This is a genomic window from Methanoculleus formosensis (assembly GCF_025384765.1).
GTDB lineage: Archaea > Halobacteriota > Methanomicrobia > Methanomicrobiales > Methanoculleaceae > Methanoculleus > Methanoculleus formosensis.
On sequence record NZ_VHLL01000001.1, the window covers coordinates 509,653 to 532,487 of the forward strand.

General features: G+C 59.7%; 17 protein-coding genes and 2 tRNA genes. 11 read left to right on the forward strand and 8 right to left on the reverse strand.

What is annotated here, in order from left to right:
* Positions 1-138: 138 nt before the first annotated feature.
* Complete coding sequence (locus FKB36_RS02710; protein WP_261596481.1) at positions 139-690, forward strand: GNAT family N-acetyltransferase; 552 nt, start codon at positions 139-141, stop codon at positions 688-690.
* A 106-nt stretch (positions 691-796) separates the two neighbouring features.
* Here the strand turns inward: FKB36_RS02710 and FKB36_RS02715 are convergent, their stop codons facing one another.
* The 4 genes from FKB36_RS02715 to FKB36_RS02730 form a co-directional block, all read right to left on the reverse strand.
* Positions 797-1,069, reverse strand: a complete 273-nt coding sequence (locus FKB36_RS02715; RefSeq protein WP_261596482.1) for a type II toxin-antitoxin system HicB family antitoxin — start codon at positions 1,067-1,069, stop codon at positions 797-799.
* A gap of 95 nt (positions 1,070-1,164) precedes the next feature.
* Positions 1,165-2,007 carry a TIM barrel protein gene (locus FKB36_RS02720; protein WP_261596483.1) on the reverse strand — a complete coding sequence of 281 codons (843 nt, stop codon included), beginning with the start codon at positions 2,005-2,007 and terminating at the stop codon, positions 1,165-1,167.
* Positions 2,008-2,055: 48 nt separating this feature from the next.
* Positions 2,056-2,128, reverse strand: a tRNA-Gln gene (locus tag FKB36_RS02725).
* A 52-nt stretch (positions 2,129-2,180) separates the two neighbouring features.
* Positions 2,181-2,906, reverse strand: a complete 726-nt coding sequence (locus tag FKB36_RS02730; protein ID WP_261596484.1) for a thymidylate synthase — start codon at positions 2,904-2,906, stop codon at positions 2,181-2,183.
* A 482-nt stretch (positions 2,907-3,388) separates the two neighbouring features.
* Between FKB36_RS02730 and FKB36_RS02735 the strand changes: the two genes are divergently transcribed.
* The 3 genes from FKB36_RS02735 (at position 3,389) to FKB36_RS02745 (ending at position 6,807) form a co-directional block, all read left to right on the forward strand.
* A complete protein-coding gene (locus tag FKB36_RS02735; RefSeq protein WP_261596485.1) occupies positions 3,389-5,710 on the forward strand; it encodes an MEMAR_RS02690 family S-layer glycoprotein in 2,322 nt (773 codons plus the stop codon).
* A gap of 468 nt (positions 5,711-6,178) precedes the next feature.
* Complete coding sequence (locus FKB36_RS02740) at positions 6,179-6,469, forward strand: nucleotidyltransferase family protein (RefSeq protein WP_261596486.1); 291 nt, start codon at positions 6,179-6,181, stop codon at positions 6,467-6,469.
* Positions 6,466-6,807, forward strand: a complete 342-nt coding sequence (locus FKB36_RS02745) for a HepT-like ribonuclease domain-containing protein (RefSeq protein ID WP_261596487.1) — start codon at positions 6,466-6,468, stop codon at positions 6,805-6,807. The genes FKB36_RS02740 and FKB36_RS02745 overlap by 4 nt, the downstream gene beginning before the upstream one ends.
* A 198-nt stretch (positions 6,808-7,005) precedes the next feature.
* On the opposite strand, the gene FKB36_RS02750 is transcribed toward FKB36_RS02745, so the two are convergent.
* Together FKB36_RS02750 and FKB36_RS02755 are read right to left on the reverse strand one after the other, a co-directional pair.
* Positions 7,006-7,215, reverse strand: coding sequence for a hypothetical protein (locus FKB36_RS02750; RefSeq protein WP_261596488.1), 210 nt, complete (start codon positions 7,213-7,215; stop codon positions 7,006-7,008).
* Complete coding sequence (locus FKB36_RS02755) at positions 7,193-7,651, reverse strand: PIN domain-containing protein (RefSeq protein ID WP_390895684.1); 459 nt, start codon at positions 7,649-7,651, stop codon at positions 7,193-7,195. The genes FKB36_RS02750 and FKB36_RS02755 overlap by 23 nt, the downstream gene beginning before the upstream one ends.
* 175 nt (positions 7,652-7,826) lie before the next feature.
* On the opposite strand from FKB36_RS02755, the gene FKB36_RS02760 reads away from it, so the two are divergent.
* The 4 genes from FKB36_RS02760 to FKB36_RS02775 all read left to right on the forward strand — a co-directional run bounded on the left by FKB36_RS02760 (position 7,827) and on the right by FKB36_RS02775 (position 17,899).
* The gene (locus FKB36_RS02760; RefSeq protein ID WP_261596490.1) at positions 7,827-9,350 is read left to right on the forward strand and encodes an AMP phosphorylase; all 1,524 of its coding nucleotides are present in this window, start codon (positions 7,827-7,829) and stop codon (positions 9,348-9,350) included.
* Positions 9,351-9,390: 40 nt separating this feature from the next.
* The gene (locus FKB36_RS02765) at positions 9,391-10,785 is read left to right on the forward strand and encodes a carboxypeptidase-like regulatory domain-containing protein (protein ID WP_261596491.1); all 1,395 of its coding nucleotides are present in this window, start codon (positions 9,391-9,393) and stop codon (positions 10,783-10,785) included.
* A gap of 262 nt (positions 10,786-11,047) precedes the next feature.
* Positions 11,048-14,119, forward strand: coding sequence for a hypothetical protein (locus FKB36_RS02770; protein ID WP_261596492.1), 3,072 nt, complete (start codon positions 11,048-11,050; stop codon positions 14,117-14,119).
* An 840-nt stretch (positions 14,120-14,959) separates the two neighbouring features.
* Positions 14,960-17,899 (forward strand): Ig-like domain-containing protein, encoded by a 2,940-nt coding sequence (locus tag FKB36_RS02775; RefSeq protein ID WP_261596493.1) that lies wholly within the window; start codon positions 14,960-14,962, stop codon positions 17,897-17,899.
* Between the two features lie 41 nt (positions 17,900-17,940).
* On the opposite strand, the gene FKB36_RS02780 is transcribed toward FKB36_RS02775, so the two are convergent.
* Positions 17,941-18,012: transfer RNA gene (locus FKB36_RS02780), tRNA-Arg, on the reverse strand.
* Between the two features lie 55 nt (positions 18,013-18,067).
* Between FKB36_RS02780 and FKB36_RS02785 the strand changes: the two genes are divergently transcribed.
* Both FKB36_RS02785 and FKB36_RS02790 read left to right on the forward strand, forming a co-directional pair.
* Positions 18,068-18,493 (forward strand): dCTP deaminase, encoded by a 426-nt coding sequence (locus tag FKB36_RS02785; RefSeq protein WP_261596494.1) that lies wholly within the window; start codon positions 18,068-18,070, stop codon positions 18,491-18,493.
* Entirely contained in the window at positions 18,490-19,455 is a 966-nt protein-coding gene (locus FKB36_RS02790) for a DUF128 domain-containing protein (protein WP_261596495.1), read from the forward strand. Before FKB36_RS02785 ends, FKB36_RS02790 begins: the two co-directional genes overlap by 4 nt.
* On the opposite strand, the gene FKB36_RS02795 is transcribed toward FKB36_RS02790, so the two are convergent.
* The gene (locus tag FKB36_RS02795; RefSeq protein ID WP_261596496.1) at positions 19,442-21,382 is read right to left on the reverse strand and encodes a tubulin/FtsZ family protein; all 1,941 of its coding nucleotides are present in this window, start codon (positions 21,380-21,382) and stop codon (positions 19,442-19,444) included. The two genes, FKB36_RS02790 and FKB36_RS02795, sit on opposite strands and share 14 nt — an antisense overlap.
* A 358-nt stretch (positions 21,383-21,740) precedes the next feature.
* Here FKB36_RS02795 and FKB36_RS02800 point away from each other — a divergent pair, with 358 nt between their 5' ends.
* Positions 21,741-22,733 (forward strand): 5,10-methylenetetrahydromethanopterin reductase, encoded by a 993-nt coding sequence (locus tag FKB36_RS02800; protein WP_261596497.1) that lies wholly within the window; start codon positions 21,741-21,743, stop codon positions 22,731-22,733.
* Positions 22,734-22,835 lie beyond the last annotated feature (102 nt).

Sequence of the window (22,835 nt, forward strand, 5' to 3'; positions counted from 1 at the left end):
ATATATGGCGGACCCCGACTGCTATGACACTCCGGAAGGCCGGAAGATGACCCGGTGGGTACGTGACCACGGAGAGGAACTTGTAAAATCCATCCGCTAAAAACTCTCTTCACTTGTATCTATTTTTGCGCGATCAAAATGCCTTCCAGGAACTTCCCCGCGACCCCGGACATCAGGTTACCGGAGATATCTCTATCGAATATATCCTTTGAGCATCTCGCCACACGTCATGATACTTCATCTTTTTCCTGCACACATCAGGAACTTACTGACTACCTGACCAATGATGCACAGAAAAACCAGGATGCCCACGTCGCCGCTACTTATCTCGCCATCTACAAAGGAGGGTGTGTCGGATACTTCTCGCTCCTCAATGATAGTATCATCAAGAAGGACATTGATCCCGAGGACGACAAAGATTGGTATAACCACTCCTATTATCCTGCAATCAAAATTGCCCGGTTCGCCGCACATCAGGAATACGAGGGAAGAGGTGTTGGGCGAGCCATGTTAACCGCGATAAGGTCGATAGCAATAACTGTATCAAAGTATTCCGGATGTTGCGTTCTCACTGTCGATGCCAAACCTGGTGCTGAACTGTTTTATGAACGCTTTGGATTTCATAGGGCCTTGAAAACGAAAAAGAAGAACACTATACCGATGTACCGATGTAACATCTTCAGAAGATAACTGTGAATCTCTGCCACAATGATCATAGAGGTGCTCTTTGACCATGTCGACGTATCCCAGGGCCTGAAGATTCTTCACCAGCTGGTTCCATGAGACTGGTCTGATCCTATGCTCCGGCACCTGTATCAACCCTGGCGACCTCTCCTACCGTGCGGCCGGCGATTGGAGGTATCGGGAGGCCACGCCGGAGTCGTATAACCAGCCATTCGTCGATGACGCTGGCAAGGTTTCTCCTGCACTCCTCAAGCGTTCTGCCGGTTGCAAAGACCCCGGGAAGCTCCGGGATCTCTCCGTAATACGGTTCGTCGTCCTCGATGATCTCGTAGCGGGCGTGTTCGAGTGCCGCATTGATGTACTCAAGGATCATTGCGTGCTTCAATGGGATTGCCCCCGCATATAGGATTTTGCTTTTCCTGGTCGGGCGGGATCACGACTGCTGTTGTTGAGCCGATTCTTCGGGGTGGCCCCGATGTGCTACGGGTGCGCTTCACTCCCGGCACGGTCTTCCCAGAGCCCGGCAAAGACCCGCACCTGCCGGGTGTAGACGTCCACCGAGTCATCCTTGTACTCGAGCGTCGTCGGGACAGTGGGGTGCCGCCGCAGCCGGGCAACGACCGCCGCAAGATCGAGGCCGCCCTCGGGGTGGTCGAGTTCGAGGTGCTCGTCGGTGATCGAGCCCCGCCGGATGTTCGAGAGGTGGTGGAGAGCCACGTTGAGTTCCTCGAACTGTTCCAGTTCATCCAGGAACGAGAGGCGGCGGTGGTTTGCGGTGCAGGCGAGGTGGGGAAAGTCGAGGCAGAACCGGGTGATCTTTTCGCCCGCAAGCGCCGTGAGTTCTCCGGCGGTGTTCCCAAGGAGGGGGTAGCCGGCGTAGACGGCGGGGAGGTTTTCGAGGGCGAAGCGGGGATCGTTATGGCGGTCGAGGAAGTGGGCGAATGTCTCGATGGCAGCGAGCCGTCCCCCCGGCTCGAACCTCCCCGCGTGGAGGACGATCGTCTCCGCGCCGAGGATGTCGGCGGCCTCAAGGGTCTGCCGCATCGCCTCTTCTATATATTCCTCGATCTCCTTCGCCGGCCGGTCGTCGTATGCCGCCGGGGCGCAGGGGTTGACGCCGTGGCTGTGGTGGGGCGCGTGGACGACCGAAGGGATGCCGGATGCGGCGACCCGGTCGAGGCGTTCCCGGAAGACCGGCCGGGGCAGGGGGACGGCCTGCACCTGGATGTGGCGGATTGCGCCGTCGTCGTAGAGGCCCGCGAGCAGGGCAAGCGTCTCTTCGTCGTCGAGGCGCACGGTGCCGCCGAGATTGTGATCAATCATATACCACCCTCCGGTGTATGCCGTTTGTAGACGGAGAAAAAGATTGAGTAGCCCGGAGCAGATTCGAACTGCTGTCGCGAGATCCAGAGTCTCACATGATTGACCGCTACACTACCGGGCTATTGGGCTCTAAAATGTTGTCTGTGAATCTTAATTAAAGTGACGGCCGGGGTTTATGCCCCGGACGAGCGCGGGCACTTTCCGCAGGCCCGGCAGACTTCGACAACAGGCCGGATATCGGCGCCTGATCTGCAAAACGGCTCGATATCGTTGATATCCCGGCGGTAGTAGACGTGGGGGACGAGCGCGATGTGGGTGTAGCGCCCGCAGGGGACGCCGAGCCTATCTGCGATCATCCTCTGGAGGCGGACGAGCGCGTACATATTGGAGCCGGCGGCGGAGAGGATGTCGTTGCTCCTGAAGACGACCTTCATCTGGAGTTTCCCGTCCCGCAGCAGGCACTGGACGAGCTGGAGGCAGGGGCAGTCGTCGAGGTTCTCGTCGACGACCGGGTTCCAGGTGATCGCGACCGCCCGCCGGGAGTTCGGGGCGGCGGCGAGCTTCCGGGCGATGTAGTCGATCTGGTCGATGTGGACGTCCTCGCCGTTCACCGTGAGGGTTTCGCCCCAGTCGAAGAGCCGCCGGTGGTAGTCGTACTCGAACTTCGCGTCGGAACCCTTGAGGAGGTTCTCGGCGTAGACGTCCAGGAACCGCTGCTGGAACCTTGAGGCGGGGCTTGCCATCGGCTCGCTCTCCGGCGACTCCACCTCGAGCGCGAGTTCCTCGCACTCGATCGTCGCCTCGTCGTTCTCCGTATCCAGCACCCATCCCTTCTCGAGGACGGTCCTGACCGCCAGTTCGTGTGCCCGTGCGAGCGTAGGCGCCCGAATGATCCGCATGGAGAATAGTTTGCAGGCCGGGGTAGAAAAGGCTCCCCACTGGGAACGGTCTTATATATACGTGCTCCGGTGGTCTCCCCGCCGGGGGCGGTTGCCCGGGTGCGGGCATGGCGGGCACCCGGGCGGGTGCAGGGCGCGTGCGGCACCGCGGAGAGTAAGCGCGGCAGGGTCGCGCAGGGAGCGCTGCCGGGGCCGGGGGCTCCCGCTAATCCGCGGAGTAAGATTTTTATCCTCGCGTATCTATGGACTCCGGTGATCCGGGAATGAAGCGTGATCCTGACGTATTCGGGGCGTTTTCCAGTATTGTGGTGCCTTTCGGGGGCGTCGGACACCCGGTCGACCACAAAGGATATATTAAGTGTTCCACAAATATTGTGACATATTCCGTGAATCGGAGTATAGAGCGTGGTGAACCCGTATTCGACGTCTGTCGAGTACCTCGCGTTCACACTCCCTCATGTCATCACAAATGGAGGTATAGTATGAAGAGTATGACAAAACTGATGGTGGTCGCCATGATCCTCGCGGCTGCGCTGGTCGTTGCACCGGCTGCGGCGGCGCGGAATGTTACTGACGGCACAACCATCTATGTGGGTGAAGAAAACCTCAACCTGACAGGTGTATTTAATCCTGGAGCAGGTGTAACAAGTGGTGTTCTGGTTTATGCTCCTGGTGAGTCTAATCAGAAGATCATGTCGGTATACAGCATTATCGACTACGATCTGCTCGAAGCCGATGTTGGAAGCACGACCGGACTCTGGTATGCTTACAATTCCTCTAGCGATGTCGCCAAGGATGGGGCTGGAGCCGCGGGTACCGTCCAGATCCAGAACCCCTCGAAGAACCTTCGCGTCCTGCTGGGATCCAGCGGTACCACGTCCGTTGACGGCCAGCGTGTAACCGGGACGCAGTCCATCCGGTTCCGGATTGACAGCAACCTCGGAGATCTCGCAGTTGGCGCCCCTGCCGGCTACGCCAACATGACGGTCCGTGTTACCACACCCGGCGGCGGTACTGTGGAGGTCATCGATGGCGTTCCCCTCAGTGTGAACGTTACCACCCGGCCGAGTGAGACCGCTGCGATCCCTATGGCGAACCTCACATTCGGCACCTACACCGCCCGTGCGGTCTGGGGCAGCGGCACTGCTGATCTTGGGGACACCAATGCTGTGACCTTCGAGGTTGTCTCGGGATCCGTTGCCATTACGGCCAAGCAGGACACGGTTGTTCGCAACAACGCTATCGCCGTGGACATTACCGGCGAGTCGGAGATGTACTACTGGGTGAACGTTACAACAACCGGCAACATCGCCCCGGCGCTCAGACCTTCCCAGACTGGCGTTCAGCCTTTGAGTCCTGATGAATTCCATGCGTTCGTAAAGACCACTGCAGCTGGCACCCGGACCTTGGAGTTTACCACCAACGCCTCGACTGAGGCCAAGACCTACACCTTCGAAGTCAGTGGTCCCTTCAACGCGGCTGGTGCTGCGATCGGTCAAACCCAGGATGACAGCGTTAAGGTGAGAGTTGAGAAAGGCGCCGTCACCATCACGACGTCCGGTACCGGTGTCTACTACATCGGTGAGGAGGTTACCCTATCCGGTACCAACACCGACAACAAGAAGGTTTACCTCTTCATGACCGGTCCGAACCTCCCTGGCAACGGTGTCAACCTTGAGGACGTCACGAAGCCGGTTGCAACCGGTGTTAAGACCAACTTCACCGAAGTGGATGTGAAGGCTGACGATACCTGGTCCTGGAAGTGGGACACCTCTAAGGCCAAAGTCGATGCCGGCAGTTACACAATCTACGCGGTCTCAGATGTTAAGGCCAAGGACAAGATCTCCGAAGCCAAGTATGCCACCGCTTCCGTATCGCTCAGATCCGGGTTCATCACCGCGACCACGAGCGGTGCCACTGTTGCAAAGGGGAACGACCTGACGCTCTCCGGAACCGCACAGGGCAACCCTGGGAATGTGTTCGTCTGGATCTTCGGCAAGAACTACTACGGTGCCAACGATGGCCAGCTGAATGTGCTGTCCCCATCCGTTGAGTCCGACGGCACCTTCGAGGAAGAGATCTCAACCGATCAGCTCGCTGCAGGCCAGTACTTCGTCATAGTCCAGCACCCGATGGGCGTTACTACTGTTGGTAATGCAGGATCACTCACCTGGACCCCCGCTGGATCGGTCTCGGCTCCGAGCATGAACCCTGTGACGATCACCAACCTGCAGGCACCAGCCGCGGCATCCGCGCTGATCGACATTCTCGATTCCCCGAACATTCCGGACACCTACGTGAAGCTCACGTTTGTCATCGAAGAACCCCAGCTCTTCATTGATGCGATCGGTGACAAGGCTGCGGGCAGCAAGTTCACGATCACCGGCACGACCAACCTCGCTGTCGGCGACACGCTGAACATCGAGGTCACCTCCGCTGCGTTCCAGCCCGGCCAGAAGACCGAGGCTTCCGCCTTCTCCGGTGTCGGCGGCACTGCGGTCATCCAGCAGGGTGACGGCGCGAACACCTGGTCGTTCGAGGTTGACGGTGCGAGCTTCAAGCCCGACCAGTACATCGTCAAGGTCGAGTCCATCGAGACCGACACGACCGCGACCGCGGCCTTCAACGTAGTCGAGGCAGTCCCGACGACTCAGGCTACCCCGACCGCGACCGCGACCGGTGAGGTCACCCCGACCGCTACCACGACCACTGAAGCTACCCCCACCCAGTCCCCAGGGTTCGGAGCACTCCTTGCTCTGGCCGGCCTTGGTGCGGTTGCCTTCCTGGTCCTGCGTCGGGACTAAACCCTAAACAACCCTATTTTTTATTCAAGTCGGTTTTATTGAGCGTCATTTCGGGTATGGGACAGGATGTCAGGCTGTTCGTCCTGGGCCCAAGGTCCTTTTGAATCCCCCGGGCTTCACCCTGAAAAGCACCGAAGAGAGACCCGATTGTCATGGGCTTAACCTGTGTTTTGCCGCCTTCCGGTCAGGATTTGCGGGAGCTAACTCATCCGGATGAATGATGGGGCTGAGGATCAGCATACTCCCCTCGCTGCCTGATGGGCATTTCACCGTATCTGTGTGGATCCGTGCAGAGCGCCACCTCACGCGAAGCCGCGAAAAACGCGAAGGACGGAACGTCCGGAACTTGAGGTGCCACCAGCCGCGTGAGCTGATGGGGTGCTACGTGAAACATTGGATGAAAAATAATCCACCCGGGAAAATCCTTATATCCCCTGCTTCATAAGATCGATGCAGGAGAGGGTTTGAATGGGTCTGCATGCGGAACTGCTCGAACGAAAAGGTGAGATCCTCGAGATCGCAGCCAGACATGGTGCCCGCAGGGTCAGAGTCTTTGGATCGGTGGTTCGGGGTGAGGAGACCCCGGCAAGCGACCTCGACCTCCTCGTCGAGTTCGAGCCCGGAAGGAGCCTCCTTGACCACATTGCCCTCGCCCAGGATCTGCAAGACCTGCTTGGCCGTGATGTCGACGTGGTGACCGAGAAAGGACTGCACTGGTATATCAGGGATCGCGTCTGCCGGGAGGCCGTGCCGCTGTGAGTGACGACTGCCTCTATCTCATCCATATCCTCGAGTCGATAGAGCGGATTGAGGATTATACGCGAGAAGGGCGAGACGTGTTCATGAACTCTCCGATGGCGCAGGATGCAGTGATACGAAACTTTGAGATCATCGGCGAGGCTGTGAAGCAGATCCCGGAATTCTTGAAGAAAAAGTGTCCGGATGTCCCGTGGCGCCGGATCGCCGGTCTCTGGGATGTCTTGATCCACCAGTACATGAGCGTGGATTTGGAGGCCGTTTGGGCTATCGTTGGAGATGATCTCCCTGGATTCAAACAGGCAGTCACGGAGATCCTTGCTGGAATGCAGGACCGCTGAACGATACCTTCAAACTGGATGATCTCGTGATCGGGACTGGCACCGCCAGGGGCGACTGAGCCGGTCCCGATGTCGCTGACCGGGAACACGAGGGAAATGAGGGCGGCACCAACCGCGGTCCGCCGGGGCGATGGCGGCGAAAGATAACGTGGCGAAGAAGAGATCCGCCTATCCGGGCACCCGGGAACGGGTGCAGCCTCAGGCGCGGTTTTCCTTCTTCCGGCGCTCCAGGATACCTGCAGCAACCGTGTCGAGATCCTTCTCAAGCCAGGTTTTGCGCTCTCTGGTGTAATCCCCGCTACCATGGGAATAACTCTGGATAAACCGTATCGCATCTGCAGGTCCGAGATTCTTCACCAGCACTTCGAACCCCCGGATCCTGATCTCATTGAGCGTCTTTACTTCCACAGATTGTCACCTCCATGAGCCACTGCACAGGGTTGTATACCTTGGTAGAGATCTTATCCGCATGATTCATAATAACTTTGATGAGTGCATCGTCGGTTGTAAGAAACACAGCACCTACACTCTCGGCAGTTGCGAGGTGTAGAGCATCGAATGCATCAATGCCTATCTCGTTGAATGTCCGGGCGCGATCCGTGGTCGCTTCATCGATCATAACTGGTCCCTGTGTAAACTGGAGAAGACCTTCGACCGACCTCCTCCTCTCTTCGTCTGGAATTCTGGCTATTTCATATCCGATGATTTCGCTCCCAATTAACTCCCAGCCTTCCATACCCCCATTAAGGATTGCGATCACGGCTTCTGCCTCTATCCTGATGCGGTTAAATCTTTGGTCGTCAAAAGGGCGGCACAGGCAGCAAACGTCCAAATAAACCTTCATATACACGTCCTAACGTTGAATTGTTCTTTCCTCTCGATAAATATTCACCCTGGTATTCAACAGTCACCCTACAACCTGCTACACACTTCGTCGCTGGAGAAGTGATCGGCACTCCCCGATCACCCGTCCTTAAGTAGTACAACACCTCAATCTCAATCAGGATGGGATTACGCAGATGAAACTGACCGTGAAACTACTCGACATCGCAAACCGGGGGGTTCTCCTCCACAGCACCGACGCCAGGAACATGCGGGTCCGCGACGGCGACCGCGTTCTGGTCGCCGACGAGGCGACCGGAAAGACCGCCCAGGCCCACGTCGACACCACCGGCTCGCTCATCGAGCCGGGTGTCATCGGGGTCTACCGCCCGCTGAACGCGACGCTTGCCGTCGATGAAGGGACCGTTGTCGTTGTCCGGAGTGCCGAGCGGCCGGCATCCCTCCGGCACATCAAGAAGAAGATGGACGGCGGCCGGTTCACCAAGGACGAGACCGTGGATATCGTCAGGGATATCGTCGACGACATCCTCTCGCCCGGCGAGATCACCGCCTACGTCACCGCGTCGTACATCAACGGCCTCGACATGGACGAGGTGGAGTATCTGACGAGGGCCACGGTCGAGACCGGGGAGCGCCTCCACTTCACCCGGCACCCCATCGTCGACAAGCACTCAATCGGGGGCGTGCCCGGGAACAAGATCACCCTCCTGATCGCGCCGATCATCGCCGCGAGCGGCCTTTTGATCCCGAAGACCAGTTCCCGCGCCATCACCGGCGCCGGCGGGACCGCCGACCTCATGGAAGTTCTCGCGCCGGTCTCATTCACGGCGACCGAGGTGCAGCAGATGACCGAGAAGGTCGGCGGTGTCATCGTCTGGGGCGGCGCCACGAACATCGCCCCCGCCGACGACAAGATCATCACCTACGAGTACCCGCTCCGGATCGACGCCCGGGGCCAGATGATCGCGAGCGTCATGGCGAAGAAGTTTGCCGTCGGCGCCGACCTCGTGGTCATCGACATCCCGGTCGGTCGCAACACCAAGATCCCGGACCCCCAGGAAGGCCGGAAACTCGCCCGGGAGTTCATCGAGATCGGGGAACGGCTCGGCATGCGGGTCGAGTGCGCGCTCAGTTATGGGGAGTCGCTCGTCGGCCACACCATCGGCCCCAACCTCGAGGTGCGTGAAGCCCTCGCCGTCCTCGAAGGCGCGACCGAACCGAGTTCCCTGGTCCAGAAGAGCCTCTCGCTCTCCGGGATTGCGCTCGAGATGGCCGGGAAGGCCGCACAGGGGCAGGGGTACCAGGCAGCCGCAGAGTTACTCCGGAGCGGCAAGGCGCTCGAGAAGATGCGGCAGATCATCGAGATCCAGGGCGGTGATCCGACCGTGAAGGCCGAGGATATCGTTCCGGGCGAGTACCGGTTCGATGTCCGGGCGCCGCAGGACGGCTACGTCATCGAACTGAACAACAGCGCGCTCGTCACGCTCGCCCGGCTCGCGGGCTCCCCCTACGATCACGGCGCGGGGCTCGAGATCCACGCAAAGAAGGGGACCCGGGTCAAGAAGGGCGACCCCATCTTCACCATCTACGCCGAGCGGGAATGGCGGCTCGAACGTGCGATCGAGGTCGGCCGGACGCTGATGCCGGTGGTTGTGGAAGGTATGGTACTTGAACGTATCCCTCACGAGCGCTGGGTGTAAACCGATGCACTCAAATTTTTTGCCGCAATAATACTCCTTCATGAAGAAAAGCCGTCTCGTCATAGCCCTTCTGATCTCCTGCGTCCTTCTCTGCTGCACGGCGCAGGCGGTCACCCTGCGCATCAACGTGGTCGACGATAAGACCAATGACGCGCTTGCCGATGCCTCGATATACATCGATGGTGACTACGTGGGAAGCACCAACTCGGTTGGAACCTACTCCTATGTCCATTCCGGGAAGAAGGACCTCTACCTGAAGGTTGTCCGGAAAGGCTACCGGAACTGGGTGGAATACGTCGACTACGATGCAACCCGCGTCAATGTCGATATGATCCGGGAGGACGCGACCCTCACGTTCGAACTCTACGATGCGGGCACCTTGAAACCGATCGTAGGCGGCGTGGTGCGCGTTACGGGTACCGACTACTCCGACTCTGAAGTCACCGGCAGCAGCGGGAGCGTGAACTTCCCGGTGAAGGCGAATGAGTTGTACAACGCCGAGATCCGCGCGTCGGGATACCATGACCTCTCGAAGACCGTGCAGATGGAGAGCGGCGGCAGAACCGTCCAGTGCCTCCTCTTCTCTAATGACATCCTGGGCGTCCAGGTGCTGGACGCCGAGACCTTCACCCCGCTCAAGGGCGCGGAGGTGTACATCGACAACGCGCGCGCCGGGGAGACCGACGCCGACGGCAGGCTACAGCTCCACCTGGAGCGAGCGAAGCGGTACTCATTCAGGGTGACGGCGCCCGATTACCAGCCCTACCAGGAGAGCCGCTACCTCGAGGTGGACAATGTCTTCCTCCCGGTACGCCTCTCGAAGTCGGAATACCCCGTCTCGATAACGGTCTTCAACGAGGCGACGAAGCCGGTCGAAGGGGCCGAGATCTATCTCAACGGGACACTGCAGGGCAAGACCAGCCAGTATGGCAGGTTCACGCTCTCCAACATCCATGCAGGTGCCTACGAGATTGTGGTGCGGGCGCCCGGTTACGCGGCCTGGAGCGAGACGCGCCAGATCACCGGGCAGGGCGAGGATATCGTCGCAGAACTCGGTTACGACCGGGCGAGCGTGACCGTCCGCGCAGAAGACCCCGACAGGAACCCGGTTGTAGGCGCGGTCGTCGTCATCGACGGCCAGGTTGCCGGGGTGACCGACAGCCTGGGACACCTCAAGACGCCGCTCGTCACGAACAAGGTGCATGCCGTCGCCGCCAGCCGTGAGGGTTACCGGAACATCTCGGTCGATGCCGATATCCCGCTCGGCATAACCGAACTCACCATCCCGCTGGTCATGGAGAAGGATTTCAACGTCTGGGTGCTCGTGGCCGGCGTCGGTGTTGTTGCCGTGCTTCTCCTTGCGGCGGTCATGGTCGTGCGGCACAGGCGGGCGGGGCGGAACCGGGGCAGGCCACGCCGCCCGGACAGCCTGTAACCTCCATCTATTTTTCTTCGCGGGGTCGGGTCTCCGGGGATATCTTTTTCCGGGCCCGGCGACCGGATCGGTTCTAGAAGGAAAGATCGTTCTCTGTTCCGGAGAATCAACGCCGGTTCATTCAGACCCCTGGCGGTGTGTGGAAAATATGTTTGATTTGAGCAGATATTATTGTCTGATCTGGAAAAGAGGCTTTCTTAGCCATCTATTGAATTAATAATATTTATAAGGGATAACGTGTCAGGGATACATACGGTGACGTATGAACGGATGGACGTATGCGTGCCTGGTGGTGGGTTTGCTCTTTCTTGCGGCCCCGGCCGGGGCGCTGATACCTGACAATATTACCCTCAGTACCGATACGCCGTGGCTGACGGCGGGGAGCGGGGGGTCCTCGACCGTCACGATACTGGTCACAAACGGCACCCCTGCCAGCCCGGTCTCCGGCGCTGTTGTCGATCTTGCGGTCGACAGCGCCTACGGGAGTATCTCGCCCGTGCGCGTGGTCACAGGCAGCGACGGAACGGCCACGGCGACCTTCAGGCACGGGACGCGGAGCGGGACCGCGACGATCACGGCGACGGTGTCGGAGGGGGTGGACGCGCCCCTGACCGAAAGCGGCGAGCAGCAGATCGACCACGCGGTGGCGCATAAGATTGCCCATCTTGGGTACGATCCGGAAGTGACCGCCGGAGAGACGACGAAGATCGTCGTTCGGATGGTGGACAAATATGGGAACCTGGTGGACAGCAGGTGGGAGAATGACATGGGTGGCGTTCCCGAGAAGGTGACGTTCATGGTGAGTCCACCGGCAGGGCTCTGGGACGGTGCATCCTTCGTGGACGAACTCTTGGTGCCGGTGGACGATGCGGGGAACGCCACCACAACGCTCCGGATCGATACGCTGGCCGGGCAAAATATTGTACTTGTAACATTCCCCGGAAACATCGGGCTACGTTATCTGACCATCACCGGGATCGCGAACGGAGAGCCGTCGAAGATCTACCAGTTTGTCTCTCCGAAGGTGGAGGATCCGAATCCCGATTACTACCCCGAACTGCCGCTCGGCGAACAGTTCACCATCACTTATGCCCTCTATGACGAGTATGGTAACCCCGCAGGTGACCGGCAGATAAGAGTAAACGTCCAGCCGATATCCGGTTTCCTGAACCCGGAGGAGTTGTTCACCAGAACAAACAGTATGGGTAAGGCGCAGATCACGTATACATCGCTTGACCGGATCGGCGTCGCAGAGATAAACGCGACCGCCGTCGACAACAGCAGTGTTTCATGTACGCAGAAGGTGGGCTTCTATAGCGCCGACCCGACTGGTATAGTTCTTACTGCCGTCCCCCAGACCATCGCGAGCGGGGACGTGAAAGGCGATATTTTCTCTTCGATCAGGGCGAAAGTGATGGACTCGAAGGGCAACCCCGTTCGGGACCAGAGTGTTTCGTTCAGGATCACCGGGTTCGACGGCGAGGGGAATAATATGACCGCCGAGCCCCGGATATCGAATGGCAGTTCCACTTCCAAGAAAGATGGTGCACCTCTTGTTGCCATGACCGATGGGGACGGATTTGCCACGATCAAATTCCACCCTGGGAACTTCACCCGGGATACGGATCCCCTGTACAATTACAATGATACGGCCTCGGGAAGTGCAACGATCCAGGCCGAATGGGAGGGTATGCAGGAAGACACTACAGTGTCCTTCAGGAACTACCCCTACCTCAGCGTCAACGTCACGGTCGAGCCACAGGTGGTCAATGTGACCGATAACGTCAGCGTCACAATCCGGTTGATCGGCGACGGCTGGGCACTCCAGAAGAAGCCAATCGATGTGATGCTCTGTACCGACCGATCGGGAAGTATGTTGAAGGATTATCCCGATCGTATGGTCAAGGCGATGGATGCCTCCAAGATCTTCAATACCCTGATTGATCATGGATATGATCGACTTGGACTTGTGTCCTTTGGTGGCCGGGGGTGGACAGATATTATTGAGTATAGCAAGCAGTATGATAATCGGAACAGGGTCATTGGCGGATGGCTTGGTAAGGACAATACTGTTATAGATGACGAGGGTTATCGCAAGCTTTACGGCCCTGATAAGAAATATGCTGACTATGCAACCCTTGACCTTGGATTGAGCAGCAACCAATTAGAAATTAATACCACCATTGGAGAAATGATCCCTTATTGGGGAACGCCTATGCGGTATGGTATTTACAGAGCGATCACTGAGTTGAATAATACTGGTCGTTCCAATGCCGTGAAAGCGGTTGTTATTCTCGGTGACGGCGAATATAATGACTATGGCGATCCGCTTGCCAAGGAGAGTTATACATCCTTCGAGGATCTTGAGGACGATGAGCAGAATATGTCTGTCTATGCGAGCAAGAACAACATCCGGCTGTACACGATATCGTTCTCGGAAGGTATCGTGGAGGGCGGCAACACATGGAATACGATGGTAGTTCTTGCAAATGCGACCGGTGGGGAGCATCACGATGCGCCCACCGGCGATGACCTTGCCGAGATCTACACCAAGATTGCCCGGAACCTCCAGGAGGCGGCCAGCGTCGACACCGAAATGGACCTGGCGTTCGATAAGGTCACGATCAATTCCACTACTCCCACCGAGGACGTCTTTGAATATGAACCACCGACCAACATGATCAAATACTGGACAGGCAACGAAACGACCATCTGGGAGTCGGAGCCGAAAGATCTGAGCGATGATTGGGAAGGTGACCAGACTCTCACCTTTGAAGTTGGGGACATCTACCTCGACCAGACCTGGAAAACCACCTTCCGCCTGAAGGTCCTGAAAGAGGGGAACATCGACATCTTCGGCAACGATTCCGTCATCAAGTTCAACGGCACTGTGGGTCCGACGGAACTGGGTCTTCCCCACACCTTCATCACCGCCAGTCATAACCTCAGTGAGTCCGGCGCTGCCGCGGCGCAGATCTGGTTGACTCAGGAATCTCTCAACACGGATGACCCCGGCGTTCTCGTCCCTACCTGGGGCCTTAACTACACCGGAAATCGGTCGGTTACGCAGAAGATCATGTACCAGTTCAGCCAGGACGATATCTGGTGGGACGGCAACTGGCACGAGGGCGATACGCTGCACCATCCCGCAGACACCAATGTTAACGGCACGTATTCGACCACTCTTAACCTCGGGGAGAAGGAAGGGTGGTACAAGATACGGGTTTTTGCCCAGGAGATTACACCTGACGATGATGGTGCGAGTAACGAGATTACATGGGCGGACTCCGTTCTGGTGGGAGCGGGCAACCGGGCATACATCAAAATCAGCTGATACCATCTTCATATCCCCATTTTTTATCGGAACGAGTTGCAGGGCAATCTGACGAATGATGGATAAACCCGCGGTGATTCCGGGTAATTACACCGGTTTCCCGGAGCGGGCGGGTTAACTATCACTTTCGGAAGAGATTTTACTCCGAAACAACCGGATCGCCAGGGCCATACTGGCGCGTGTGCGGCTCCCTCAGAAGGCCTCCCGCCCGGCGAGTACATCATCCGGGTCCGTGGTTCGGCGCCCGATACCGAGGATGCCTCGGCAAAGATCACCCAGACTGTAAATGCCGGGGCGACCGGAAACGCGTATATCCGTATCGAGTGAGGGGCCCCGGCACTTTTTTCCCACAGGGGAGGAAGACCCCCCCGGCCCGCACCCCCGCCCTCTTCCGTCCAGGGTTCATCCTGTACTCTCGCCGGCCCCTGCCCCGTGCGGCCCCGGGGCCGCAGGGCTCTGCAGGGTTCGCTCTCGGGGCACCTCTCGGGGCACCTCCGGTTATCTGCACATGCCTGTATTTATCCCTCGCGGAACGTTCGCAGTTCTTCTGGTGGAATATAATATTTTGGCCTGTGTATTTGCGGCTAAATCGTTTGATGGGATCAATGTTGATTGATTTACGGATTTTTAATGAGTGAAAATTACTGGAAAGAATCGCTATATTACTGTTGTGTGACGGGGCGATCGTTATACCCCGGTTTGAATTGAAAATTACAGGTATAATGCTCGGCGTGTTGGCTGTTTTAGTGATGGTGTGCGTTTTTTAATGACTCCCTAAAATCCGGACCAAATGAAAACTCTTATATATATTGCATGGGATCACGGCTCCCTGATCTCAGCATGAATTTCAAAAAAGTGGTACTCCTCGCGATCCTGCTCGGCCTGATCGTTCCTGCGGCGAGTGCGACGGATCCTGACCGGATCACCCTCTCAAGCGATCTCGGCTGGCTCGCGGCAGGCGGAGCCGACTCCGCTGAAATAACCGTGCAGGTCTTCGACGGGGGCGGGATGCCGCTCGACAATTGCACTGTGGCGTTCAAGGTCGACCCGGTCTTCGGCCGCATATCGCCTGCAACCGTCACCACCGGTGCTTCCGGAACCGCGACCACGGCGTTCATCCCCGGCAGGACGAGTGGCATCGCCGTGATAACTGCACGGGCCGGGGCTGTAGAGGAGACGTTCTCCCTCCCGATCGACCACGGCCCGGCCGGCCGCGTCACCTACCTTGACTACGAGTTCGAGGTTGCCGCAGGTGACGTCACCGTCATCACCGTGGGGCTGGCCGACCGGTACGGCAACCCGGTGGACGATACCCGGGGCACCGAGACCGTCCGATTCAGCGTCGGTTCGGTCGACGACGATGCCGTCTTCATCGACGATCTGGGGGCGCCGGTGCCCGGGATCGAAAGGACGGTCAACGCCACCGGACACGTTCAGGTGCCTTTCAGAACCGGCCGGGCCGTCGGCGAGAACATCGTCCGGATAACCGCTCTTTCAGGTGGGATCGACCGCTACATCTCCATCCGCGGCCTCCCGGCCGGAGACCCGGCCGCTATCGCCGTCTCGGTCAACCCCGATGCCGACCCGGAGCCCTACCAACCTGCCGACGGAGAGAGCACGTTCACCCTGACCTACCGGCTCTTCGACTCCTGGGGCAACCCCGCAGCCGGCCGGGATATCCGGGTCGCCACCTCCCTTGCAGGGGAAGGCACCCTCCTGACGACAAACGGCACGGGCGTCGCCCGCCTCACCTACGGCCCGAAGGATACCACCGGCAGGATCACCGTCAACGCAACCGCCGTGGACAACGCAAGCGTGACGGCATCGCAGGTCGTTGAGTTCGTCCACACCGCTCCTGCAGATATGCTTCTGTCGGCAAACCCCCAGTCGATGCCGAGCCTCGACGTGCCCGGCTCAGGGCCGGCAACTCTCCGTGCAAAGGTCGTCGATGTGAAAGGAAACCCGGTCGCCGGAGAGAACGTGACCTTCGCCGTCCGGAACATCGATGCCGGCGAATTCGTGCAGGTCACCGCCCCCTATCTCTCTGCGTCCTCTGCCAGGACCGATGACGACGGCTACGCGGCCGTCCGATTCTACCCCGGCACGTTCACCACCGACCGGACCGATCCGCGCTGGAGCGCTGCGGCGAGGGGCGGGTGCGATGTCGTCGCCACGTGGAACGACACCACCCGGACGATACCCCTGGCCTGGGAGAACTACCCCTTCCTCTCGGTGGAGGCGGAGGTCTCTCCCGGGACGGTGGCGGTGAACGACACGGTGGATGTTACCATCCGGCTCAAAGGCGATGGGTGGGCGCTCCGGCCGGACCCGATCGATGTGGTGATCTGCACCGACCGGTCGGGGAGCATGCTCTACGACGACCCCGACCGGATGCACTCCGTCCGCGAGGCGGCAAAGGCGTTCGTGGATCAGTTCTCGGAGAACCATGATCGCGCGGCCGCCGTCTCGTTCGGGCGTAAAGGATCCATTTCGCGTCCCGGTGCCAACTCCGGCATCGGCACGCACGAGATCGATAACGACTACACCTACCCGAAGACCTACGACGACTACGCAACGCTCGATCTCGGGCTCACCCGCGATCTCCCGGCGGTGAAGGGTGCGCTCGACGGCATCGTCCCCGACCACGGCACCCCGCTCCGGCACGGGCTGAAGGTCTCGATCGACCACCTGGTCGCCGCTGCAGGCGACGATTCGGTAAAAGCCGTGGTGCTCCTCTCCGACGGCGATTACAACTGGTACGGCGACCCGCTTGCCCGGGGCTCGGGTTCGACCCCTCACTCGCCGGAAGGTTATGGGACGCTGGCCCGGAGTTACTACCGGTACGCGGATCTCCCCTCGAACTGGCAGAACCTGGCAACTTACGCTGCGGACAACGACATCCGCATCTTCACGATCTCGTATTCGGAGAGCCTCTCCGACGACGCGAGATCGACGCTCCGGAGCATCGCCGAATCGACCGGCGGGAGATACTACCACGCACCGGCTCCGGATGCCCTGGGGCCGATCTACACCGATATCGCCGGGGTCCTCAAGACGGAGGCCGGGGTCAACACCACGATGAGCCTCGACTTCAGCACGGTTCAGGTCAACGGCGAAGACCGGGAAGGGTCCGGCGTATTCTCCTACGTTTACGAAGACGGGGTCTCGACCGTCATCGAGAGCGTGGTCGTGAACGAGACGGGTCACTATACGATCATGCCGAGAAGAACTGTCAACCAGACCGACGACTGGAGCGACGACCGCAACCTGAAGTTCGTGATCGGGACGGTTCACCTCGGTCAGACCTGGGAGGCGACGTTCCGCCTGAGGGCGCTGACCGACGGCAACATCAACGTCTTCGGGCCCGGCTCAACGATCACGTTCAACGACGCGGCAAAACTCCCCCTCCCCGACACCCTCGTCACCGCCGTGCCGGATCTCAGCAACACGGGTTTCGGCTCCGCGACGCTCACACTCACAAACCCGCGCTACACCTGCACGGAACCGGTCAGGGAGATCCTCACTGCTGCCTGGGACCTCACCTACACCGGAGCGGGGACCCTGACCGAGTCCGTAGAGCACTCGAACGACGGCGGCCTCTCCTGGGTGCGGTTCGGGACCGTGACCGGTGAGGCCGCATCTCTCGATGTCCGGGCATTCCCGCCGGGCGAATACCTGATCCGGGTACGCGCCTCTGCGGACGACGTGCCCGATGCCGGACTGCTCTTCCCCCCCATCCGGGTCGGGGAGCAGCACACCACGTACATCCGTATCATGTAACGATATTCGGGTGCGTGGGTTTGCGCACCCCCAAAAAACAACGGACCCAGCGGGAATTGAACCCGCGTCCTTGGGTTCGAAGCCCAAAAGGATGTCCTCTACCCCATGGGTCCCCTCTTCGGTTTCTATCGTAAGTTATTAAGCGTTTTTATATCAGTACTCTATACAATGATCCTCTCATCCAGTGAGATCGATCGCCGGCGCGAGAACGGCGATCTCGTCATCGAGCCGTACCATCCTGAATCCCGGCAGCCCGCATCCTACGACCTCCGGGCGGCCGAAGAGACCGTCCTTCCGCGCGGCGTATGCACCCTTGTCTCCTCGATCGAGCGGGTGGAGCTCCCCGCCGACCTCGCCGCAACCCTCCGGTGCCGCTCCTCGCTCGCCCGTCGCGGCGTCCTCCTCGGCGGCGGGTTCGTCGACCCCGGGTTCCGCGGCCAGCTGACGCTCTGCCTGACGAATGCCGGTCCCGAGGATATCCGCCTCGCAGCGGGCGACCGGATCGTACAGATGATCCTGCAGGAAGTGCTGAATGGCGACCGGCTCTACCAGGGCCGGTACCAGGACAGCCTTGGCGCGGTGCATACACGATGAGTCCGTCAATACGCTCGGAACGGAAGTATCTTGAGATCCTGCGGATCCTTGCGGAATCGCACGAGCCCCTGGGCGCAAAACGGCTGAGCGAGAAGATGGCCGAGAGGGGTTTCGTCCTGAGCGACCGCGCCGTCCAGTACTACCTCCAGTACCTCGATGAGATGGGGTTTACAGAGAAGGCCGGGAACCGTGGCCGCCTCCTCACCGAGGCCGGGATCGCCGAGAGCGAGAGCGCGCTCGTCGATCAGCGACTCGGTTTCATCATATCGAGGCTCGAACAGCTCGCCTTCCGGAGCACCTTCGATCCTCTGACCGCCACGGGGAGCGTCGCCTACAACCTCTCCTTCGTGCGGGAAGAGGATCTCGGGGCCGTCACGACAGCCTTCGACGAGGTGGTGGCGGCGGGTTACGGGTTCCTCTCCGCCTACCGGGTCGTCGACTCCGACCCCCGCATACCCGACGGCCACGCCGGAATCATGACGGCCTGCAGCGTCACGCTGGACGGCGTCCTCCAGAAGATGGGTATCCCGACAAGGCTCGAGTATGCGGGGAGGCTTGCCGTCGACGAGGACGGCTCCGCCGGGTTCCTCGATCTCATCGGCTACCGCGGGACGTCGGTCGACCCGCTCCACCTCTTCATATCCGCCGGGCTCACCTCGATCGACCGGCTGGTGACGACCCGGGCCGGCGTCGCGCTTGCAACCATCCGTGCGGTGCCCGCGGCCGCACGCCACCGGGTGGAGACGACCGTCGGCCTCATGGAGGAGTGCGGCTTCGCCTTCCCCGCCGGAGGGGGCATCGGCGAGTTCAACCTCCCGAACCACCCCTACCGCCTCCCCGTCGTTGCGTTCAGCGGCATGAACATGGTCGGGCACGCCGTTGAGAAAGGCTACGTCATCAAAACCGAGATCGGCGCAGGAACCATACCGTTTGGAAAAATAGCGGACGCTACAGCCAGGTGATACCGCTGTCCGTCTCGTCCGATCGCTTCTCTTCGTTCCGGCTCTTCTGCCGGGCGGTTGCGTCGATCACGTCGAGTTTTCCTCGTGAGGGATCGACCTCCTTCGGGGCGGGGCCGGGCCGGGCAAGTCCCCGGCCGGAAGGCCCATCCTTCGGCAAGGGCGCCCCTTCGCGCACGCGCAGGCCGGCTTCCTCGAAGAGGTCGTCCTTTGGCCGCTGCATCCCCTGACCGAGCGTAACGTGGTCGCCGGTGAACACCCCGTCTTTCGGCCGCTGCACCCCGTGATCCAGGGTGCCCGCATCTGCCGAAAGCGCCCCCTCTCTCGGCCGCTGCACGGGCTTTAAGGGTGCGGAATAGGTTATTGCATCGTCTTTCGGCCCTGCCTTCTCGATGGTGATCCCTTTCAGGCCGAAGGTAGAATTCTTCGGGGCGGGCATCGACGAGGTGACGGAGGCCGATCCGGCGAGATCGATCTCCCTCCCGCCCGGTTTCGGGGGGAGGATGAGTGCCCCGTCATCCTGTTCCTTCTCGGCTTTCGGGAGTATGTCGATGGTATCGTCCCTGCGCTTGTGGCCGCTCTCGCCGCGGCCCGAGAGCGAGATCATCTCATCCCTCTCCGGTGTGGTTGGTTCAGCCATGTATCCGGTCTCCTCAAGATATGCCGACTCAAAGGGCGAGGCAAACCCGGGGATATCGCTCTCGTCCGGCACTTCAGAGATTGCGCCGGCCGCGAGAGCTTCCCCCTCCTCGCGCAGTCGCGCCTCTTCCTCCATCCTCAGTCGCTCTTCCTCGCACTCGAGCTGGTATTCCACCCGGATCTCCCGGAGTTCCTCGACCCGGGGGATGTTGGCGAGCCCCGAGAGGACGATGATGATCCCCACATACGATGTGCTCTTCACCGGGTAGTCGCCCGATCGCATCTCGAGTCCGGCGATGCTTCGATCGATCCATTTTCGGACGGTCTGGAACCCCTTCATCGAGAGTTCGGCCGAAGGCCCGGCGATCAGCACCAGCGCCTTGTCGGCGCTCGTAAGATCACAGGGAATCGATACGTCTTCATAGACCGCTTTTTTGGCGAGGGAGATGATCCGTGCGGCCTTCTCCTGCGAACCCTGGATGAAGTCCTTCAGCGACTGCCGCCGGCGGAAGACGTTTCGCCATCCGGTCGGCAGCCGCTCCGTGGCGTAGCCGACCGCGACGAACCCGTTTCCTTTCAGGGTGTTGAGGACCTCCCCGGCATCCAGAACGATCTCCGCGACTTCGAGCCCGGATTCGTTGAACTCCCCGGCGCGGAGAAGGAGGCCGATTTGACGTGCAATTCTCTCGTTGAGCATGTTGTAGTGCGTTCTCGGGTCCGACCCTATGGAGGTCTGGCGCAGCTGGCCCATGACGCCGGCGTTCTCGGCTCCGGCTGCAGCGGCGGCCGCCTTGATCTTCTGCGACCATGTCTCGTTGTCGAAGAGGATGACAGCATCGACGAGTTCCTGGAGCGCGTCGAGGTCGTCGGCGGCCTTGGCCGAGACCCGCTTCCCTTCCTCCAGGCACGGCAGCACGGCAAGAGCAAAGATCGGCTCCACGTAGGACTTGCGGATCTCGGCGATGATGAGCGGCGCGATATCGATGACGCTGCCCCCGAGGCCGCAACAGAGGAGGATGGCGTCGATCTCCATCGTATCCATGCTCTGGAGGCGGGTCATCACCTCCTCGATATCGATCACATTCGTGACAAGGGCGTGATCGGGGATATCGACTCGCGGGAAGAAGATCCTTGCGGGGTTCGGGAGGTGACGGAGTTGCAGCAGGGAGTTCGGGTCGATGTCGATCGCTACCGCACTCATGCAGTAGACCTTGCTGCGCTGGTCATGGTCGTAGAGTTGATCCACAACCCTCGAGCCGGCGCCGCCCAATCCTATCGTCAGCACTCGCATACGATTATGCTCCCCGTCCGGTGCCTTCGCATGCCCGGGGTGACCTTTGCCGCGCAAGAAGCATGAATATCATCAAGAAGTAATGATGAATATGTGGGCGGACGAACATATACGTTTCTGTGCGGTTCCGGATGGGCGAAACCCGATCAATCGCGAAACTTCCCTATTAGAACGTTCCGGTTTAACTTTCCCCTGATGAAGCCTCCTTCAGGGTAAGGGAGGGGAATTGCCTGATGCCCGTTAGAACCCGTTACACATCCCCGTTTTGCACAACCTGTGCTGTGCGTGACGTTTCGAGAGCACAAAATGGTAATATATTTAACCAACCGCACGTAACTACTCATTGAGGTGCATAGCCTTGACTACATATGGAATTGAATTTGTGCCCGGATCAATCAACGTCAAGCAGGTGGTGAACTACACCAAGCTTGCAGAGTCGAAGGATATCGACTACGCTTGGATTACGAACCACTACAACAACCGTCATGCGTATCCGACCCTTGCCATGATCGCGGCAAACACCGACACGATCAAGATGGGACCGGGTATCATGAACACGTTCACCGACACCCCGGCAGCCATCGCGTCCTTCATGGCTACCCTGAACGAGATCTCCGACGGACGTGCCGTCCTCGGTATCGGACCCGGCGACCTCTCGACGCTCCCCAAGCTCGCGATCGCCCCCGCCAAGCCTGTCGCCCGCCTGAAGGAAGGCGTCGTGCAGATCCGCAATCTCCTCTCCGGTGAAGAGGTCAAGAAGACCGGCAACATGGAGTTCTTCGACTACGACGGCGCGAAGCTGACCGGCGTCACCCTGCCCGGCAAGAAGGGTATCCCGGTCTACATCGGTGCCCAGGGCCCCAAGATGCTTCAGCTCGCCGGCGAGATCGGTGAGGGCGCCCTGATCAACGCCTCGAACCCCAAGGACTTCGAGATCGCCATCCCGCTCATCAAGGAAGCGATGGATAAGGTCGGCAAGAAGAAGTTCGACGTCGGCGCCTACACCGCCATGTCCATCGACAGGGACGAGAAGAAGGCCCGGAACGCCGCAAAGATCGTTGCCGCATTCATCGCCGCCGGATCCCCGCCCGACCTCCTCAAGCGCCACGGACTCAACCTCGACAACGTCGCGAAGATCAAGGAAGCGCTCGGCCGCTTTGACTTCAAGGCCGTCGGCGGACTTGTCACCGACGCGGAGATCGACGCCTTCACCATCGCCGGAACCCCCGACATGGTCAAGCAGAAGTGCGAAGACCTTGCAAAGTCCGGAGTTACCCAGATCATCTTCGGCTCGCCGCTCGGCCCCGACATGACCAACTCCATCCGCCTCCTCGGCAAGTACATTGTCTGAGGCGGGAAAACCCAATCTCTTTTTTTACGGCATTGTCAGAGCGTTGACGCCGGTCAGGTGCTCCCGGGCCCTCGCCGTGATCTCCGATACCGCAGTCCGGAC

What these genes read in the sequence shown, in the direction of transcription:
- FKB36_RS02740 (WP_261596486.1), top strand. Translation starts at nt 6,179, where the DNA reads ATGGGTCTGCATGCGGAACTGCTCGAACGAAAAGGTGAGATCCTCGAG.
- FKB36_RS02775 (WP_261596493.1), top strand. Translation starts at nt 14,960, where the DNA reads ATGAATTTCAAAAAAGTGGTACTCCTCGCGATCCTGCTCGGCCTGATC.
- FKB36_RS02765 (WP_261596491.1), top strand. Translation starts at nt 9,391, where the DNA reads ATGAAGAAAAGCCGTCTCGTCATAGCCCTTCTGATCTCCTGCGTCCTT.
- FKB36_RS02755 (WP_390895684.1), bottom strand. Translation starts at nt 7,651, where the DNA reads ATGAAGGTTTATTTGGACGTTTGCTGCCTGTGCCGCCCTTTTGACGAC.
- FKB36_RS02730 (WP_261596484.1), bottom strand. Translation starts at nt 2,906, where the DNA reads ATGCGGATCATTCGGGCGCCTACGCTCGCACGGGCACACGAACTGGCG.
- FKB36_RS02785 (WP_261596494.1), top strand. Translation starts at nt 18,068, where the DNA reads ATGATCCTCTCATCCAGTGAGATCGATCGCCGGCGCGAGAACGGCGAT.
- FKB36_RS02735 (WP_261596485.1), top strand. Translation starts at nt 3,389, where the DNA reads ATGAAGAGTATGACAAAACTGATGGTGGTCGCCATGATCCTCGCGGCT.
- FKB36_RS02720 (WP_261596483.1), bottom strand. Translation starts at nt 2,007, where the DNA reads ATGATTGATCACAATCTCGGCGGCACCGTGCGCCTCGACGACGAAGAG.
- FKB36_RS02795 (WP_261596496.1), bottom strand. Translation starts at nt 21,382, where the DNA reads ATGCGAGTGCTGACGATAGGATTGGGCGGCGCCGGCTCGAGGGTTGTG.
- FKB36_RS02770 (WP_261596492.1), top strand. Translation starts at nt 11,048, where the DNA reads ATGAACGGATGGACGTATGCGTGCCTGGTGGTGGGTTTGCTCTTTCTT.
- FKB36_RS02710 (WP_261596481.1), top strand. Translation starts at nt 139, where the DNA reads ATGCCTTCCAGGAACTTCCCCGCGACCCCGGACATCAGGTTACCGGAG.
- FKB36_RS02790 (WP_261596495.1), top strand. Translation starts at nt 18,490, where the DNA reads ATGAGTCCGTCAATACGCTCGGAACGGAAGTATCTTGAGATCCTGCGG.
- FKB36_RS02760 (WP_261596490.1), top strand. Translation starts at nt 7,827, where the DNA reads ATGAAACTGACCGTGAAACTACTCGACATCGCAAACCGGGGGGTTCTC.